Source organism: bacterium (assembly GCA_035295165.1).
Taxonomy (GTDB): Bacteria; Sysuimicrobiota; Sysuimicrobiia; order Sysuimicrobiales; family Segetimicrobiaceae; genus JAJPIA01.
In genome coordinates this window covers 15,333-33,023 of record DATGJN010000028.1, presented here as the reverse complement: position 1 = coordinate 33,023, position 17,691 = coordinate 15,333, and the positions used below count along the sequence as shown (strand labels likewise).

Sequence of the window (17,691 nt, the reverse complement as noted above, 5' to 3'; positions counted from 1 at the left end):
CCGAAGCGTAAGCACTAATCCGCATTGTCCCCGTGGCGGTTGCCTGTCCGCGCCGCCACGGGTGAGGTACTCTGAGAGGGTGCCTACCACCACTCCTCCTGTCGCTGTCACTCAGATTGACAAGCTCCTTGACGCCTTCATCGCCGCGTTGCGGGACGAGATTACGGCCGCGAAATCGGCCAAAGGCGATTCGATCACATCCCTCTCCGACGGCCGTCGTACCCAGCGCGGAGCCGACCACTCCGCATACACGTTCCTCATGGACCGCTCCGTAGCTGCATCCGATGACGTCCCCGTAGAGCTCGACGTCGGAGGCCGCCGGTACAAGGGAAGTGTGCTCTACATCAACGGCGATGAGATCGCGGTGGTGGTCAACACCACGGAGGATCTCGGACACGAGATCTCCCATGCGGGGCTGGTCAGCAACCTCGCGTTCCTCCCTGAGCGCCTCCGGGACCGACTTCGGCTTGTTCGCGAAGGGAAAGAGCCGATAGACGTTGAGCTCGCCCGCAGGGTCTTCCTGCCCAGCCCCGAGGATGCGGCGGTTGTAGACTCGGCTGAGATCGTGCCTCCTCAGGTCGATGCCGCGATGAACGCAAGCCAACAGGCGGCTGTGACATTTACCCAGACGCAGCCCGTGAGCTTCGTTTGGGGCCCGCCGGGGACCGGCAAGACCCACACGCTTGCTCGAGTCACGGAAGCGTTTCTCCGGCGCGGAATGCGCGTGCTCGTTGTCGCACACTCCAATGTGGCCGTGGACGAGGCGGCTATGGACATCGCCAATCTCCTGCACGACACCCCATGGTACCAGAACTACGAGATTCTCCGGCTCGGGCACCATCGGAATGAAGGGCTTGCCCAACACGACCGCGTCCTCTTCGACCAGTACGTCGAGACACTCGCGCGCCGGCTCGGGTCCGATCGGAGCGCTATCACGGAGCAGTCGCAGGCGCTACTCGATCGCGCCAAGGTCGTCTGCACCACCCTGACCCAAGTCTTCTTCTCATCTCTTTTCCCCGAAGTCCCGTTCGATGTGTGCATTATCGACGAGGCCAGCATGGCACCGCTCCCGGCGCTATTCTGGGCTTTGACTCGAGCTCGCCAGTACGCGGTCCTGGGTGGAGACTTCCTCCAACTCCCCCCCGTATCGCTTGCACAAACCCTGGTGGCAGCACGCTGGCTCGGGCGCAATATCTATCAGCACCTCGGGATCATCACGCCTGACCATGCGCGAGATCACCCGAACGTGTCCCTCTTGGACACACAGTATCGGATGCACCCCACCATCGCGGAGATTCCGAATCAGCTGTTCTATGAAGGCGTCTTACACACGGATCCCGGAACCAGCGCCAAGTCCGGGACACAAGCCATGCCGCTCGTGCTGGTCGATACGTCCAGCGCCGCACCGTGGTGCGTTCGGCTCGCCCGCGGCAGCCGTCTCAACCTGCATAGCGCGCACGTCGCGACGACGCTGGCGGCCCAGCTTGCCGGTACACCCCCGGTTCCGGGGCGCGTCGCGATCCTCACGCCGTACGCCGCGCAAGCCCGTCTGCTCGGCGCGTTTATCCGGGACCTCAATCTCGCGCGGTGCGTGCGCGTCGCCACCGTCCACCGGTTTCAAGGCGGCGAGGTGTCGATTGTGATTTTCGACACCGTTGAGGCCCCGCCGGAGCGGCCCGCACCGATGCTGGACGATCTCCATGAGGAGGGAGCCAAACTCCTCTTGAACGTCGCGCTAACGCGCCCCAAGGAGACCCTTGTGGTGCTTGCAGACGTCGACCATCTCAACCATATGCTCGATGACAACTCCTCGCTCGTGCGGATTGCAGCCATGCTGGGTCGCACTGGATCCGTGGTCCCATCCGAGATGATCATTGAGGACGCTCTTATGTTCCGCGCACCATTTGATACCGATATCGCGGCTGCCCGCCACGAGATTCTCGCGATCGTTCCGGCCGGCGATACCGGGTGTGATCTTAGTGGTCTCCTTGAGGCCGCAGCGGCACGCGGTGTCCGCGTCGCATTGCATACCAGTCAGCCGTCGCCCCGCGTGGCCGTGAATGGCGAGGCTGATAACCTGATTGCGCGCCTCCCGAGACCGCTCGTGGTCATTGACCGCCGTATCATATGGGACGGGGTTCCTCAGGCTACTGCGGAAGACCTCACTCAAAACCGCGCCCGCCGACTCGTTTCGCCGCGTGCCGCATCTGCCCTGACCCATGCTGTGGTCACCGCGGCATACGTACCCGGTCCTGACGGGAAGGCCGCGGAAGAAGTGGTTGGCACCCAGGAAGCCTGCCCCGAGTGTGGTGGGCTCCTGCAGGCCGTGATTGGGACGCCACATGTCGTCCTGGTTTGCCAGCGGGCGCCGGAGTGCACCTTCAAGCGACGCCTCCGGAAGAAGGACAGCCTCGCCACTGATCGTATGTGCCCGAGCTGCGGACAGCCCATGATGTTACGGAGTGGCCTCTACGGCCCGTTCCTTAGTTGTTCGCGCTATCCTCGCTGCAAGAAGACGATCAACTTGGGGCACGGTCGGGGTTGAGTCACCAGCCCGCCCTGTAGCCTGCGTAGCCTGCGTAGCCTGCTTCGACGCGTTGGGTACATCCCAATATCTGCCGGGCAGAGTCCGGACTAAACCAGTATCAACTCTCTTGCCTGGCGACGAAACGACATTGGCGTCACCCTTCTGACCCTCGGCTCATCGACACGGGACTGCGCAAGTTCATTAATGACCTCCCGCACATCCAGGGCACTTCAGTAGGGATGGACCAATCGCGCTCGCACTTCTGGGGTGGTCTCGGCCGTCTGAATCAGGCGCTGGTGCTGCCCATCCTCGAGGAACTCCTCGATGATCGATTCGTGCTTGTCTACCGTCCACGGACCGCTCGCGCTCCCTTGTTGCAGGGTACCGCAGTACCAGGAGGTGTGTCATGAGCGGCCTTACAACCGTCCTGTCCAAGAGTCAGCCGTCCGCTATGGTCCACTCCGGGCCCGTCCAGATCGAAAGAGGTCGGGCCCGGCTGGTGGCATGTTTGGACCATCTATGTGGATGAAAGCAAACCGGTCTGGCTAGCCACGTTCTTCACACATGAGGATGCGGAGTAGTGCGCTGCCCTGCGTAATTCCGCGGCCGCGGTAGGGGCGTTGCTTTCGGAGGTTAGCCGAGGTGTTCACTCGCTCGGCGCGAGCCATCCCGCCCAGACCATCCCCCTGCAATTGAATTAGGATTCGCTGGCGTACTTCTTCCGTCGACTCTCGATAAGAGCGAGGCTCTTTTCCATGGCGGCAACATCCACGGTGTCCATAGCAACAACCGTCTGAGGTCTCTCAAACAACTGTCGCACCACCTGCCGGTACGCCGTAAGTGTAGTAGAAGGGGTGTAACCTGGCGCGCGGCTATCCCTAGGTGGGTTCTGTCGTCGGACATCCATGACCAGATGGAGCATCTTGTAGTCGTCGGCTCTCTGGGTCGTAGGCCTGCGCTCGAACTCATAGATGATGATGCCAGGGGTGGGGTCCACGTACCAGTCTGTCTCGATCAGTGCTTTGGAGATTATCTTTGGCACGGCGAGTTTGAAGAAAGCCTCGAAATCCGTTCCGATTAGCGTCGCAACTTGATCAACGCCAGTCCTTGTGGCAAGGATCGGGCGAAGACTATGGTCAGAAGCAATATTCTCTTCAAGTGTGCACCTGAGCATAGCGCCGAAATCATCGCCCAACCTCTCTGGCCCGATCTTTGTTGTAAACATTAGTCCAAAACCGTCGAGATGTTCCTGTCGATGGCCCACAACGAGCGGTCTTTGCTGCCACTCGAAAACCTTCCTAATAGCACGAATGAGCCTGCCAGGAATTCTCTCGCTGGGCTTAAAGAGATACCCTTCCAAATCTAAATTGATCACGTCAAAAGGGAAGGAGCGGCGGAAGTCACGCTGGATCATCAACCGTCTGATTTCGGCCCGCACGTGGCGTTCGTCAGGACGCTCTGCCGGGATTTCCGGCAGGATGTCCGTGATATGCTCATCCAAATCGTCGAGTAATACAGTCTCAACGAACTCGTCGGGGAAGCCCGTTGCGCCCGGAATGCTCTGTCGAGTTTCGAGGACTGCCTCGTCACTTCTTGTAAAGAAAAACACGGTATCAAACTGGCCGTCCTTGGATGGTCGAATCACTCTTGCTACGTCCAGCATGAGAACATCGATAGCGCTCACCGCACAAAACGTAAAGTACCTGAGCCGCCGTACATCTTTCGGCCTCCTGCCCTGGCGTAGAGCCTGCAGGCGCCGTCTGCACATCGGCAGCCAGCCGTCAGTCCTGACGAAGTGTTTCAGTGGGCACTGACGGTAGGGAAAATCCAGGCCGCTCATCTCCTACCACTTAGCTAGTAGTGACAGGACTCGCTGAATGAATGTATCGCGGCGTCGACTTTGGCTTACCTCCTGTTGGCTCGAATCATAGATCGCGACAATGGCGCTAGCCAGAAGCCTGTTAGGCTTCTTAGTGGGCATGGCTTCTGGAGATGGCAAATCGACTTCAAGCCGCTTCCCTGACCTCCTCACGATCGAACTTGCCAGGACCTCCTCCAGTTTGCCAGCTTTTGTCTGATGCAGTTTAACCTGAGCGTCGCTGCCTTCAGCTAGCACCTCGCGGATGAACTTGGTTCGCTGGCGGGTACGAGTATCCCGGCGCGCGTCCGAGCGAACGTCGATCTGTTTGTATACCTTCGGGAACACAACATCTTGCAGAGCCTCATGCATCTGCTTCTGGATCAGGCGAAATTCTGGATGGAAACGATTGAAACTGTCTCTGTCTATGTTAAGAGCATCTTCAAGGCCCTGATCGACGTACACCTCGCCGGTGATCCACCTGCTACGTGGACCCTCATTGTAGCGATAATCCAACAGAGAACGATCGTACAGACCTATTCCCACTTGCCTTATGCGAATCATTATACCCCTCAGCTCGTCGGGGGTGATCTGCTTTCCCTCTTGCACGACGATGTAGCCGTGAAAGCTCACATCGCGACCGAAGACTCTTTGAGTTGTCGGCTGAATCCTGTGCGTCGTATAGCCCGACTCGTTACCCGCAAGGCAGACAGGCTTCCGGAGTTCAAGACCATCTACAAGAACTTTGAAAGCAAAGCCCTCGAGTTTCTTGTGGTCGTCGGCAACGAGATGGTCTGGAATCGCACGCGCCCCGACATAAGGCAGAGGACAAGCAGCGGCCAGTTCCCATACGAGGCGCCAATGATCCCCCAGTTCCTGGATCGTCGCTTTCTTTGTCGACCGCCGGATGAATTCTGCCCAATTTCTTGGTGGCTTTTGGTAGGATTCCCTGAACGATTGCACAAAGGCGGGATGTAGGTCGTCCGCAACGATAGTCGTCCCTACTTTGTATCTACCCGGATCAAAGTCGTCGAGAAGCTGATACTCACCCACGTCTACTTCATCTGGAAGCACGACGATGTCCTTATCATCTTTGTCCAGACGCGGTCTTATTAGGTCGTACAGCTGCACTCTTGCCCTGAAGCCTTTGCCGTTTCTTGGCTTAGAAGTGATGGTGAAACCGCCTGTGATTTGCGCTATGCCGAGCATCCCAATACCAAGGCGCCCGATGATTGGCCGATCATTGATCAATGTTGGAGGGCCAACGCGCTTTTCACTATTGCCAATACCCCCCTCCATGAGGCTCACGAAATCCTCACCGGTAAAGCCTTCCCCATCGTCCTGCACAGTGAGCTCCGAAAAATGCGGAGCGCCTGTGTCGATGCGTACGATCCTAGCGCTCGCATCCCATGCGTTGCTTACAAGTTCTCGCAATGCGCTGGCAGGGCTGCGGTATAGACCTCTACTCAAATGGGCGAGTGCCTTCTCGTGTACTTTGATCTTGCCCAAGGCCGGATTCTCCTAGGTCAAACTATCGACGGAGATCAGTGTAATCCATGCGTTCGTTGTGCTAGCATGTCACATTGCGTAACTTGCTCGCGCTGCGCTTGGACACCTTTTATCCGATGTTCGACACGCGCTGCCCACACTAGGGGCGAATCCACGAATGAATCGCGCCCAAATCCGACCGGTGTCTGGAAGATTCAACGTCAGCCGTAAGTCCCGGCCCTCCACTAGCGTCGCTCAAGGATCATGGCTTCTTCATAGATGGGACGGGTAGTCCCGCGCGTGCCCCTGCGGATTTTTACAGTTTTCCTACTAATGCAACGGAAACCTCGAAGCCTCTCGCACGCAATTTCCTCGAGAATCTGAGTAGTTGGGATATGCACACCGAAGTATGAGCGCTGTTCGCTGAGTACATATAAAGCTCGACCGCCAGGAACGATCACATCGGCCACTGAGGCGAGGTGGCGTCGAAGGCCGCCAAAATAGTTGCCGACCACTTTGGGGTATTGGCGCGCAAATCCATAGGTCTTCTGGCTTGCCCGACGTTCGAGCATCCTGACCAGTCTCGTGACGGACGACATCCTGCTCACGAAACGCCAATCTTCGTCGTCCACATACACGGTCTTGCTGTTCGACCTAAGTTGCATTCGCTTGATCTTTCGAAGATCACTATATGAGCGTACAAATCGACCGAGTTCCAATTCGATTCTCGTGATCCTCGAGTAATCGTGCTCAGTCGGATACGGTGGCGAGGTAATGATCCAGCGTATCTTGCCATCTATAGCTATCCGATCGAGGAAACCAAGATCTCGTGAGTCTCCGTGAATGACACGAATGTTTCCCCAACCCCGTTGCTTACGTGCCGACCTCAGATCTGTCGCTATCTGACCTACTTTTCCCAAAATGGCCTGGCGTAGACTCAGCTTGCATCGCCTGCTTCTCTTGTAGATCTCAGGTCCAAAGGCCACATTCGCGCAGTGTTCCTTAACCGCCGAGATGATCGCTAAGCGCAGCAGCCGTCTGGAGTCGTAGCTTCGAATGCTCCCAGCTAGATGGAATAAGGTACTTGCGGACGACCAAATTCTCGATGATACCCACCCTTTCCGGACGACATGAGGAAGCGCCTGTGGAGTGTGCTCTGCTGAGTTTCCAATGGCGTCCGCGAGCGCAATAATTTCGCGACAAGCCGCCTCCAGCCGGTCGGGATCAACACCCGGGCGGGTCTTGGCTTTGCTGCAAAGACAGGAGAACGGGTTTGAATCGACACCGATCGCGGGAACACCCTTTAAGGCCGACTCGACCAAGGACGTTCCTGTACCGCAAAAAGGATCGAGCAACCACCCCGATCTGTCGCACCCGAGCTCAGAAATTGCATCACGCACCAAACTTGGCGAGAACGCCATAACGGATGTGTACCAGCGATGAAAGGGCTCAGTCGACATCCGTCCGCGGCTCCTGCTGTGTAGGTGTCTTGGCTCCTTGAAGCCGGAGAATCATACGACAACGCGAGCCCGAACTCCTGTTCGGTTAGGGTAGGGTCCGCGTGAGCCTCCCCCTGTGTCCCGTTCCTCCAAGCCCACCATGCGCGACGGCGCCAGAACAGCGGAAGCGGTGACAACGTGGCAATCGGCGGTTCGCGGCCCAGTCTGTGTTCCCATAGAGTGGAAGCCATGCGAGTCCGATCCCGAAGAGCAGCCTCAGGTATCCGAGATACCGACGGTCCTGCTCCACTTTCTGCATGCCGCGGTGGCCACAGCCGCCGCTTGACCTTAAAATCCGTCGCCAGCCGGACCCGGATCCACGCTATCGCCTCGAGATGTACTCTCGAGCTGACCTCAAGAGTGTGTAGAAGACGGAGCTTGCCGGCGGTATGAGCAGTGCCGCGGAGGCTGGGTCGCGCCACCGATCGGGATCGGTAGGGCCAAGCACGATTCTTGGATATCGTCCAAGGGTTTTGTATGCGGATAACCCGTTACCTCCATGAAAGAGACATGGAGTACATGATTGCGACCGTGTGATCAGAATACTTTGGTGATTTCGATGGAGCTCTGCCAAGAGGACGGAATGTTGATGAACGCACTAGCGTAGATTGGATCGGGGGCTGGCTCCGTCGAAGTTGCCAGACGCTTACGCACGTGGGAACCAATCGCATGAATAAGGCAGTCTGCAATTTCAAGTCCCGGCTCGTTAGCTCCCTTGGGCATACGGTACTTCGCAAGGGGAATCCGGCAGCCATCTCGGACTATCCCGTACCCCTCAAATTCCCGAAAGGCTACCGTATCGTAGCTGGCCGATTCTTCGAAAATAAGGACGATCTCTGTGAATGCACATTTGGCAACCTTCACCAAACAGTCTACTAGCGCACCGGCAGCGAGTTGGTAAGGGCGGATGCCCTGAACCAACATAGTCTTGTTAGTAACCACAGCGGCTATCCGTCCAAAAGCAGACGTGCCGAGGAAGTTCGCCACAGCTTCGGCCCTTCGTTTCCCAGGCTTACGGCCGCCCGATGCGTGTAGTATGATGGACGCTCCCCCAAAGTACGTCGTCTTCATTTGAGTCCACGAGTCTCTCAAGTAGTCAACATAATCTGTGACAGGAACAACACATCCTCCTAATCCAAATATTGGGTAGGTGGGGTCGGTGAATAACGGGCCCCCAGTTTCATCAATGAACACGAGGAGACACGAGTCTGGAAAAATAACTTGGCGCCTCGATTCCATCACGAAGGTAAGTGTGCTTCTGGTGCGGGGTTTGGAATTCGCCATCTTGTAGTGCACTTTACCACCACGCAAGTCCTACGACTCGATCGTCGTAGGCGTTCTTGAGTGAACGCAGCGAACTTTCAAAAAGCCCGGGGTTCATTCGTAGTACGCGCCGATGCGCGTATGGCTTGTGTGCTGGTAGTTGCCCTTGAGAGTATCGCGATCAGTCTTGTAGGGCAGTTTCTGAGTAAAGCCAAGTTCACGCAGTACATCCCTCACTCTGTGAACGTCTACCTCGTCTGTCGAATCATAAGTGTAAACGCAAACGACTCGACTGCTTGGGTTTCTATTGAGCGGGTTCGGGTACATTGTCGCAACCTTTGAGCTATCCCCGAGTCTACCCGCTTCAGTTGCCGCTTTTATCGCGGCCCAGGTTTCATCTATCCTTTCAACCGGTGTGAAGATCAGCCATTTGCCACTGCGCTCAGTCGCTTCCGGATAATCGCCAATTTGTCGGCGAGCATATATCCATGGCGTATCTGTTACTTCGGATGGGCTGGCTTTCACGTAAGGATCAGCAACTAGTTGTTGCCGGTGCTTGATAATCTCATGGCGCGTAGGCATCCTGGGGCCTGATCGTTTGCTCTTTTTCATGGAACCAACACCTCCGAAACAGCCCCCGAGCGTGTTAGACGGCGAAAACCTTGAGCACCTCGTCGCCGTAGTGGTTGATAACCTTGATGGCGATCTTGCCCGATTCGGGCTTGTCGAACGGCCGGCTCACCGTGCTGTACAATCTGCTCCAGGCCGCTTCATCGATCTCCGCACGCAGTGCCCGTTTGAGCTTGTCGTAAGGTTCTTCCGCCCCGGTGAAGTAGGCGTGGCGCACGAAGAAGCTCTCGCCGTTGTAGTCCGTGTCGATAAACCAGCAGGCGATGTCCTCGGTGGAGGCGTTGCGAATCTGCCCGGTGGTCGGGTCGTACACATCCACACCCTTGATCTCGGCGACGATCTGGCCATTCTTCTGCTTCTTGATCTCCACATCCGGCTCACCGAAGACCATGAACAGGTTGCCCGCGCCGGTCTTTTTGAGCAGTTCATCGCCCATCGCCAGGTCAGGGTTCATCTTGGTTGGCAGCACGGTCAGCTTGCCGTAGAGCTTCACTTCTTCATCGACGTACGGGTCGAAGGCGAAACCGCAGATGATCAGCATATCGAAGCCGACGCCATGTACCGCTTCCTTGGCGGATTCCTTGACCTGCTGCGGGCTGACGGTCCCGTGCTCCGGACCGATAGAGACTGCCACGCGCCGGGTCTTGCCGCCGGCGTCGGTGTATTCGCCCGCCGCGTGCAACCACGCTCCGGCGTAGGGGTCGAGCCGGTCGAAGCTCAGTCGTTCTCCTTTGCGGGTGTTCTGCACGCCCGCTTTCTTTAGGTTGTCCAGGATCACAGTGGTGAAGTCCTGTTGCCTGCGCGCTTCCTGCTCCGTCACCGTGTCCTCCTGGCTCTCGTCGGCCGTCGAGAGCACGCGATGCGGCGACAGGCTCTCCACCGAGAACGGCCCGCTCACCCGCACGCGCTTGTTATCCTCATACGGCTGGTCCCAGAGCCTTTCGGTCTCGGCATGGCGGGCGATGGCGGCGTCGATCTGCTCGCGCGTCATACCCTCTTTGATGTCCGGGGTGTTGGCGATGGATTTGAGTGTGACATGCGGCACGCGCTTGCAGACAAAGCCCTTCCTGATGTCATCTTCAGTCTTGTATTCGGGCAGCGTCTTGCCGGTGAGTTCCGTTTCCTTTTTGATCCCCTCGGGCGAGTCGGTCAACAGGTAGTACGGGTACTTGGCGGCCATCAAGCGCGTACGTGCCAGCGCCAGCGCGACGCGGCTGGTGTCGCAGGTGATCCAGCGCCGGCCCCACTGCTCGGCGACATAGGCGGTGGTGCCGCTGCCGCAGGTCGGATCGAGCACCAAGTCGCCGGGGTCGGTGGTCATCAGGAAACAGCGTTCGATGATTTTCGTGTTCGTTTGGACCACGTAGCTCTTGTCAGACTCTCCTTTTGTGTCAACCCATAGGTTCGACAGCTTCATTACCGGGTAGTCGTCAACGAAGAAAAGGTAGCGTAGGGTTTTGCCTGATGCAGAAAGACGATCCGTCTTCCTCAATGCTTCAATGCCGCGCTGATTAGTCTTCCAGCTTTTTCCAGAACTTGGCTCGAATCTGCGCCCGTCGAACTCGATAGGGAAAATACACGTCGGGGTATAGCCGCTCGAGACTAGATTATCGGTTCCAAATACCCGCGACCCCATTGGAAGGAGCTTCGGCTCAGCCCGCTCTTCCGGCGACATGGGTCGGCGGGCCCCATCGGGCAACTGTACCGATGTGAATACTGTATCCTCACCCACCTCTCGCGAGGTGAACACGTCGCGATATTTCATCGTTTCATGATTCTTCGCGTACCAGAGCAGGTAGTCACCCACTCCCGCCAAGCCAGTCGAGGTGAGTGGCACCGATGTCCGAAAGGTAATCTGTGCACAAAAATTCTCACTCCCGAACACCTCATCCAGCACGCACCGCACGAGATGCACATTCTCGTCCCCGATCTGCACAAAGACACTGCCCGTTTCGGTCAGGAGGTCTTGGGCCACTACCAACCGGTCGCGTAGGTAGGCGAGGTAGGAGTGGATGCCCAGCTTCCAGGTGTCACGGAAGGCGCGCACCTGTTCGGGCTGGCGTGTGGCGTCCTCGGCCTTGCCGTCCTTCACGTCGCGCTTGCGCGTGCTCACCTGCCAGTTGGAGCCGAACTTGATGCCGTAGGGCGGGTCGATGTAGATCGTCTGTACCTTGCCCTTGAGTCCTTCCTTCTCGGCCAGTGAGGTCATGACGAGCAGCGAATCGCCAAGGATGAAGCGGTTGCTCCAGTTCTGTTCGTGATGGTAAAAATCGACCCGCTGTGAGAAGTCCTGCGGGCCGCCGTTGAAGTCGGCGAAGAGATTGGTCTGATCGTCGCCAGGCTGCTCGATGCGGGGCAGCGCGTCGATGATGGCCTGGGGGTGAATCTTCTCTTGGATGTAGATCGGTACCACAGGAACGGCTAGGTCTTCCCGGTCTTGTTCGTCCTTGCCCTTCCAGACCAGTTGCGGATCGAGCGACGGATCGCGCGGGTAGAGCATGGTCTTGGGAGCGACCTCTTCGTCCCGCACGAAGTCACGCAGCTCCTCCGTGGGGATGTTGACGCGCTTATTCTTGTGGCGGATGGATTCAACTTTCGTCCGAGTGGCGTGTTTCTTCGCCAACTTCTTAGCCATGAGCGACTCCCGTTATTGACTCCGCCTGCGCCTGTCGCAGAAAGTCGCGGATGAGATTTTGTGCGTCCCACGGATCGGCGACTTCGATGAACGCCCAGCGGCCGAAGCCGCCGTGGTGGTTGATGGCCGGCACCCACAGTGTGCGTGCCGTTGCGACTTTGGCGGCCTTGTCCTTCTTCTTCTCACCGGTCACTTCGACGATCAGGTTCAAGAGGTCGTTCCGACCATGGCCGTCGTCGATGCAGACGATGAAGTCGGGGATGTAGTTCTTTTCTTCGCCGTTCAGGGTGTAGGGGATGGTGAAGCTGAGGTTGTGATTCTTGACGTAGCGAATGACCTCGGGCATGTTCTCAATGGCTTCGGCCATCTTTTGCTCCCAGGAGTCGGTATCGGCCACCACATGAGAAATGTGACATTTGTCCTCGCGGGTGGCGAAAACCGGTCGAGTCGTGTCGAAATCGACGTACCGGGTGGAGCCGATGGTGTCATACGGACGCAGGATGGGCTTGAGCTCCGCTGTGCCGTCGGTCGAGGCGACGATGGCCTTATAGAGGCGGTCGACGGCGTCGTGCGCGAGCTCGACCAGCAGCAGTAGTTGCGGGAAGGCGTTGTCCTTGACCGTGACGCATTCGGCGAGCCAGCGTTTGGCGATGCCGAGCAGTTGCGGGAAGAGCCAAGGCTTGTCGTTGCCGTCGTCGTCGCGAAAGTATCGTTCCAGTGTGAGCTGGGCCAGCCGGAAGGCGACCTCGTTGAACCGGCGGGACTTGAGATCATCCAGGGTGTGGATGCTGGATTCACCGACGATGGGCGCGTTCTCGGTCTTAGTGGGAATGTCGGCAGTGGAAAGGGCCAGCCTAGATTCGTCACTGAAGGAGGCAGTGAGCCGTTCACCGGCCACGTCGTAGCGGTAGCCGAGCAGCCGGGGAAAGGCGATCTCGCAGGCGATGCGGCTTTCAAGAGCGCGCACGCGAGTGGGCAGCGGTCCGGGCTTCGGATCTGCGGTTGCACCGCTGCACGGGATAAAAGAGAATGGCACGCCATAGACCTCGGCATATTCAGGGTCAAAGTGGCCGTTGTTATTGGCCGCGTAACTCATGCGGCGCAAGGCGCGTCCGACCACCTGCTCGCATAGCAGTTGCGTGCCGAAGGCGCGCACGCCCAGAATATGGGTGACAGTGTTGGCATCCCACCCCTCGGTGAGCATGGAGACGCTGACCACGCACTTGACATGTTCGCCGAGCTTGTCCGCCTTGCCAACCGTGTTCATTACTTCGCGCAGCAAGTCTTCGTCGGTCAGGCTTTCGGCATCGCGGCCGGGGAAGCGGGCGCGGTAGTCGGACTTGAAATTGTCGATCTCACGAGCGGCGATCTTCTTGAAGTCGTTGCTCATTGATTCGCCGGATTCGAGCTGCCGACTGTCCACCAGGATGGTGTTCGGGCGATGCAGCCAGGCGCCATGGCCGTCATCGTTTCGGAAGATGGGCAGTTGCCCAGCCTGGACGACCGTCTGTTTACCGATCTGTTTTTCCCACCCGGCGATAAAGTCGAAGACGAGTTTGGAAACGTTGGTGTTGTTGCAGACGACGATGAACACAGGCGGCGTGATGCCGCGGGCGCGGGCCTCGACGTTCTGCTCCCATAGGCGGTAATACTTCTCGTAATTGCCGTAGAGACTGAGCAGCGCACCTTGCAGTTCGACCGGGAGATTCGGTTCGCTAAGTACCTCATCGGCGTTGCGTCCTTTTTTGGGCAGGTCCTCGCGGATCCGGAGCCATAGGTCGCGGTAGGTGGGCTGCTCACCTGTCATCGAGTCGTCAGCCACCGGCACGCGGGGCACTTTGACGATGCCGGCCTCGATGGCGTCAATCAACGAAAAATCTGAGACCACCCACGGAAAGAGCGTGCCTTCGGGGTAGCCCGACCCGCGCAGAAAGAACGGTGTGGCCGAGAGATCGTAGATGGCCTTCACGCCGATCTTAGCCTTTACGGCCTCGAGCCCGGCAATCCAGACGTGAGCCTCTTCGTCCCGTCGTTTAGCTTCGATGCGGTCATCGCCGGTGAGCGCTTCATCCTCGCCGTCGGGTTTGCGACGGTAGCAATGATGGGCTTCGTCGTTGATGATGATGATGTGTTTCTTGGTGCTCAACTCGCGACAGACGCGGCGCACCATCTGGTCGGGCGTTTCGGTGAATGGACTTGGCTGTCCGTTGGCGAGAATCGACTTCGTGATCTTGCCGGCGGCGACCCTCTCGCGCAGTTGCAAGGCGTGGTAGTTGGTGATGATGATTTTGGCCTGCCCGAGATCGGTCCTGTCACTGGGCGGGACAATATCACGCTGGCGATAGTAGTTGTCCGGGTCGTTCGGCAACAGCACGCGCAACCGGTCGCGGATAGTGATGCCAGGCGTGACGATCAGGAACGTGTCGGAGAAGCGTGCATCCTGCGGGTTGGCGTGCTTGTTGAGCGTGTGCCAGGCGATGAGCATGGCCATAACGACGGTCTTGCCGGAACCGGTGGCCATCTTGAACGCCATACGCGGCAGACCGGGGTTCGACGTGTCGTTTGCCGCGCGTATCGCGTTCTCTATCCATGTATCGCCGTATTTCTTTGCCACCTCGGTAATGTAGATGGCGGTTTCAATACCTTCGTTCTGGCAGAAAAATAGCTTCTTCTCGCGGGTGGGATCGGTCCAGTAGGCAATCAAACGTGCGGTAGTCGGCGTCACACCACCGTAGCCGCCCTTGCGCCACATCGCGACGCGACGGCGGATATCGTTGACGAGCCTGTTTTCTTCGATGCGATCTTGTGTCCACTCCGTATCAAATTGAAGCTGTTGCGTCCCTTTCTTTTTCGGCTTGGCGATAGGGATGAAATACGAACTGGTACGACGGCCGTCAACCACCTCATCCGTGATTCCATCGTCGCTAAACCTGAAATGGCGGGTCGGCTCGTCGAAAGGCGAGTTAATGATTGGGTTCTCGATGACGACTTGACTCATTCTGGCCCCTCCACGGATTGCGCCAGCGCGTTCGCCGCTCCCATCCCCCACTTCCTTCCCCCAGCTGTTTCAGGCGTGTGGCGCTGTGACGAGGCAGACCATCTGTTCTCGTCGTCGCGCTCGTATTCTTGTCTTGTATGGTTGCCCCCTGCCCATGGGTGAGGGGTATCCTGGAAACGGTACGGTATGGCCCTTCGGCGATTCCCGCCCTACGGTGAGCACCCTGGTTGTGCGGTCGCACGGACCCGGGCGACCACGGAGGAGCCCGTCGGAGTGTAGCCACCCGGCCCGTCTGCGCGCTTATGTAACACTGCCGGTTATCGCCAGGCTCCCGCGAGCCCGGGTGGCCCGGCACCGCCGGACCTCGACTGTGTGTCCTGACCCCTCTAACGCAGTCTGCTCAACGGGAAGCCCAGGCTGCAATCCCCTGGCGCCGATCTCCCGTGGATCAGACATGGAGATCACGGATCCCCACAATGAGCCTGAGCGCCGTCCGCTCTTGGTCGTCGATCTGCACGCGCATGAAGAGGGGCACGCAACTGACGTCCGGGCCCGATGAGAGCAGGTAGCCTCGCGCAATCGCGATCGCCTTCATCGCCTGGTTGACCGCGTGCGGCCCGACGGCGTGGATCTCCATCGTGTCTGCCGTTTGCAGCGATTTCGTCAGTGCGCCCGCCAGCGCTTTCGGGTCCGTTTTCGCTGCCGCCCTGAGGGTCATGTCCTGGCCTCCATCGTTCTTAGGATGCAAACACCAGCAACACGAACAACACCGGAGCGATCGGCAGGCCCTCAGGCGCCCACGGTAGGTGCCATCCACGCTTCCGAGCCAGTACTTGCGCGCCGGCCACGAGCGCCAGCGCGATCACGGCTGCCCCAGCAACCGGCCACACCCACCGCAGCCCGAACCAGGCGCCGATCGCGGCCCACAGGAGCACGTCGGCCCCACCGACCTGCTCATCGGGCCCATGGGCCCGGCGGCTGATCGTCCCCATCCACCCCAGGACCGGGGCCAGCGCGACCACGGCGGCACCGACAACCATCCATATCATGGCCGCCGTCCAAGCGTGCGCCATGGTTCCGTACACGATAGCTCTGGTTGGGGGTGCGAGCTGCGCCTGTACGACGGTCAGATGGTAACGGGCGACGATCGCGACGACCGCGCCCACACCGGCCAAGATTACGGAAGCGCGCCACGTCCACCACCGGAGCCCGCCACGAACGATCAGCCAGATCGCCGCCATTGCGACCGCGCCGGCCAGCGCGACCAGGATGATGTGGTCGGCCAGCCCCGCGATCAGCGCGAGCGCGAGTAAGCCAAACGTGTCCGCATCGTACAGTTCCTGGGTCCGGAGGTCGGCGTCGGCTGCAAGGATCCAACCCCACAGCCACAACGGGAGAAGCCACGCGTGCCAGCCGCGTGCCCCATGCGTTACGATCAATGCGGTTACCGCGGCACCGATCAGCGCCGTGATCAGCATCGACCTGCGTGTCGCCTGGGTCCCAGCTCCGCGAGCGGCGATCCAGTCCGCGGCGGCGCCACCGAGCGCGCCGATCACCAGTGCTTCCGCCCACATCATGGTGGTTACGCTATGACACAGTCAGCGTGAAGTGAATCATTCCGTTCGGCAGCGAGTATGTCACGAACCACGTCTTGGCGTGCGCCCACCGGCCCCACGTCCACTTCAGCGTGATCGGCGAGTGTGTAGCCTGGACGATCACCGTGCCAGAAAAGTCCTGCCCCGCGGCGATCTTCCTTGTGGGAATACCGGCTACCGTTGCATCGTGTCCTACCCCATCGGTAGCGGTAACTTCAGCGTTGCCGAGATCAACGGTCAGCCCGTTGTGAATCGTGTAGCGAACCTCTATCCCTTTGGCCGTTGGGGCTGCTGTTGCCGTTACTAGGACTCCTTCGGGAGCGCCTGTGACAACCACTCCACTCACCGGTGCTGTTTGGTTGCCGACTGGGTCTGAAGCACCTGCCACCATTGGCCGTACCGGTACAGCTGTTGCTGGCGGTATCGTTGGTGCCATGGTCGGCTGCTGTCCCAACACGGTGGTTGTGTCGACCATCGGCGGGATGGCTGGCACTCCCGGCTGCGCTCCTAGGATTGACGGGACCGTTACGATCCCTTCCTGCACGAGAGTGTTGAATGCCGTCTGCTGCGCGGGCGATAGTCCCGCGACCCAATCAGCCAGGCCGGTTCCAGATGGACTCTTCTGCCACGCATTCCACCCTGCTCGCTGGGCGGCCGACAGCGTGCTGAGAAATGCAGTGAGCTGCGGGTTCGGTCCGATCGTTGGGCGCTGTGTTGTGACTGCAACCGTTGTAGGCTGAGGGGGCGTCGGAGTGCTCATCGTCACCGGCTCGGCGCCTGGGGCTCGCACGAGAATCCGTGTGGCTACAGCGCCATGTGCTCCAATGGTGACGTGCCACAACGTCCCAACGGCGCCGACATAGACGACCAACTGCGTGTCACCGCTCGTTGCTTTCGACTGCAGCACGACGTCGTTGCCCTGGATCAAAACCGTGAGCAGCCACGGCTTCGCCACCAGCACTGAGCTCACGAGTCCCGCGTCAAAATGGATCACTCGGAACTCACCGTTGGGGGACAGCGTCAGATCGTATGGGGTCGAGGTCACGGTATCCTGATTCACCGTGATCTGACTCCCACCAAGGCCATCCGCCCATGCCGGCGCTGAACTCGTTGCCATCAGCAACGAGAGTGCCACGATGAGGCCGGCGCTCACCGCTCCCGTCAGAATGGACTTCTCGTAAGTACGCATGCGCCCGCC

The 17,691-nt window shown here is 58.9% G+C and carries 10 protein-coding genes; 1 reads left to right on the top strand and 9 read right to left on the bottom strand.

The genetic code is table 11. The features are described from left to right. Window positions 1-79: 79 nt before the first annotated feature. The gene (locus VKZ50_04135; GenBank protein HLJ58902.1) at window positions 80-2,545 is read left to right on the top strand and encodes an AAA domain-containing protein; all 2,466 of its coding nucleotides are present in this window, start codon (window positions 80-82) and stop codon (window positions 2,543-2,545) included. A gap of 679 nt (window positions 2,546-3,224) precedes the next feature. On the opposite strand, the gene VKZ50_04130 is transcribed toward VKZ50_04135, so the two are convergent. The 9 genes from VKZ50_04130 to VKZ50_04090 all read right to left on the bottom strand — a co-directional run bounded on the left by VKZ50_04130 (window position 3,225) and on the right by VKZ50_04090 (window position 17,682). After that, window positions 3,225-4,367: a hypothetical protein gene (locus tag VKZ50_04130; protein ID HLJ58901.1), complete on the bottom strand. Its 1,143-nt coding sequence runs from the start codon at window positions 4,365-4,367 to the stop codon at window positions 3,225-3,227. Between the two features lie 3 nt (window positions 4,368-4,370). After that, complete coding sequence (locus VKZ50_04125) at window positions 4,371-5,894, bottom strand: ATP-binding protein (protein ID HLJ58900.1); 1,524 nt, start codon at window positions 5,892-5,894, stop codon at window positions 4,371-4,373. Between the two features lie 2,015 nt (window positions 5,895-7,909). Beyond that, window positions 7,910-8,611: a DUF3800 domain-containing protein gene (locus tag VKZ50_04120; protein HLJ58899.1), complete on the bottom strand. Its 702-nt coding sequence runs from the start codon at window positions 8,609-8,611 to the stop codon at window positions 7,910-7,912. Between the two features lie 138 nt (window positions 8,612-8,749). Further along, window positions 8,750-9,247 carry a putative phosphothreonine lyase domain-containing protein gene (locus tag VKZ50_04115; protein HLJ58898.1) on the bottom strand — a complete coding sequence of 166 codons (498 nt, stop codon included), beginning with the start codon at window positions 9,245-9,247 and terminating at the stop codon, window positions 8,750-8,752. A 34-nt stretch (window positions 9,248-9,281) separates the two neighbouring features. After that, entirely contained in the window at window positions 9,282-11,900 is a 2,619-nt protein-coding gene (locus VKZ50_04110) for a site-specific DNA-methyltransferase (protein ID HLJ58897.1), read from the bottom strand. After that, window positions 11,893-14,898 (bottom strand): DEAD/DEAH box helicase family protein, encoded by a 3,006-nt coding sequence (locus VKZ50_04105; GenBank protein ID HLJ58896.1) that lies wholly within the window; start codon window positions 14,896-14,898, stop codon window positions 11,893-11,895. The genes VKZ50_04110 and VKZ50_04105 overlap by 8 nt, the downstream gene beginning before the upstream one ends. 448 nt (window positions 14,899-15,346) lie before the next feature. Beyond that, window positions 15,347-15,616, bottom strand: a complete 270-nt coding sequence (locus VKZ50_04100; protein ID HLJ58895.1) for a stage V sporulation protein S — start codon at window positions 15,614-15,616, stop codon at window positions 15,347-15,349. 19 nt (window positions 15,617-15,635) lie between these two features. Continuing rightward, on the bottom strand, window positions 15,636-16,454 hold the full coding sequence (locus VKZ50_04095) for a hypothetical protein (protein ID HLJ58894.1): 819 nt from the start codon (window positions 16,452-16,454) through the stop codon (window positions 15,636-15,638). 31 nt (window positions 16,455-16,485) lie between these two features. Continuing rightward, window positions 16,486-17,682, bottom strand: coding sequence for a hypothetical protein (locus VKZ50_04090; protein HLJ58893.1), 1,197 nt, complete (start codon window positions 17,680-17,682; stop codon window positions 16,486-16,488). Between the last annotated feature and the right edge of the window lie 9 nt (window positions 17,683-17,691).

What these genes read in the sequence shown, in the direction of transcription:
- VKZ50_04130 (HLJ58901.1), bottom strand. Translation starts at nt 4,367, where the DNA reads ATGAGCGGCCTGGATTTTCCCTACCGTCAGTGCCCACTGAAACACTTC.
- VKZ50_04120 (HLJ58899.1), bottom strand. Translation starts at nt 8,611, where the DNA reads ATGGAATCGAGGCGCCAAGTTATTTTTCCAGACTCGTGTCTCCTCGTG.
- VKZ50_04115 (HLJ58898.1), bottom strand. Translation starts at nt 9,247, where the DNA reads ATGAAAAAGAGCAAACGATCAGGCCCCAGGATGCCTACGCGCCATGAG.
- VKZ50_04110 (HLJ58897.1), bottom strand. Translation starts at nt 11,900, where the DNA reads ATGGCTAAGAAGTTGGCGAAGAAACACGCCACTCGGACGAAAGTTGAA.
- VKZ50_04105 (HLJ58896.1), bottom strand. Translation starts at nt 14,898, where the DNA reads ATGAGTCAAGTCGTCATCGAGAACCCAATCATTAACTCGCCTTTCGAC.
- VKZ50_04100 (HLJ58895.1), bottom strand. Translation starts at nt 15,616, where the DNA reads ATGACCCTCAGGGCGGCAGCGAAAACGGACCCGAAAGCGCTGGCGGGC.
- VKZ50_04090 (HLJ58893.1), bottom strand. Translation starts at nt 17,682, where the DNA reads ATGCGTACTTACGAGAAGTCCATTCTGACGGGAGCGGTGAGCGCCGGC.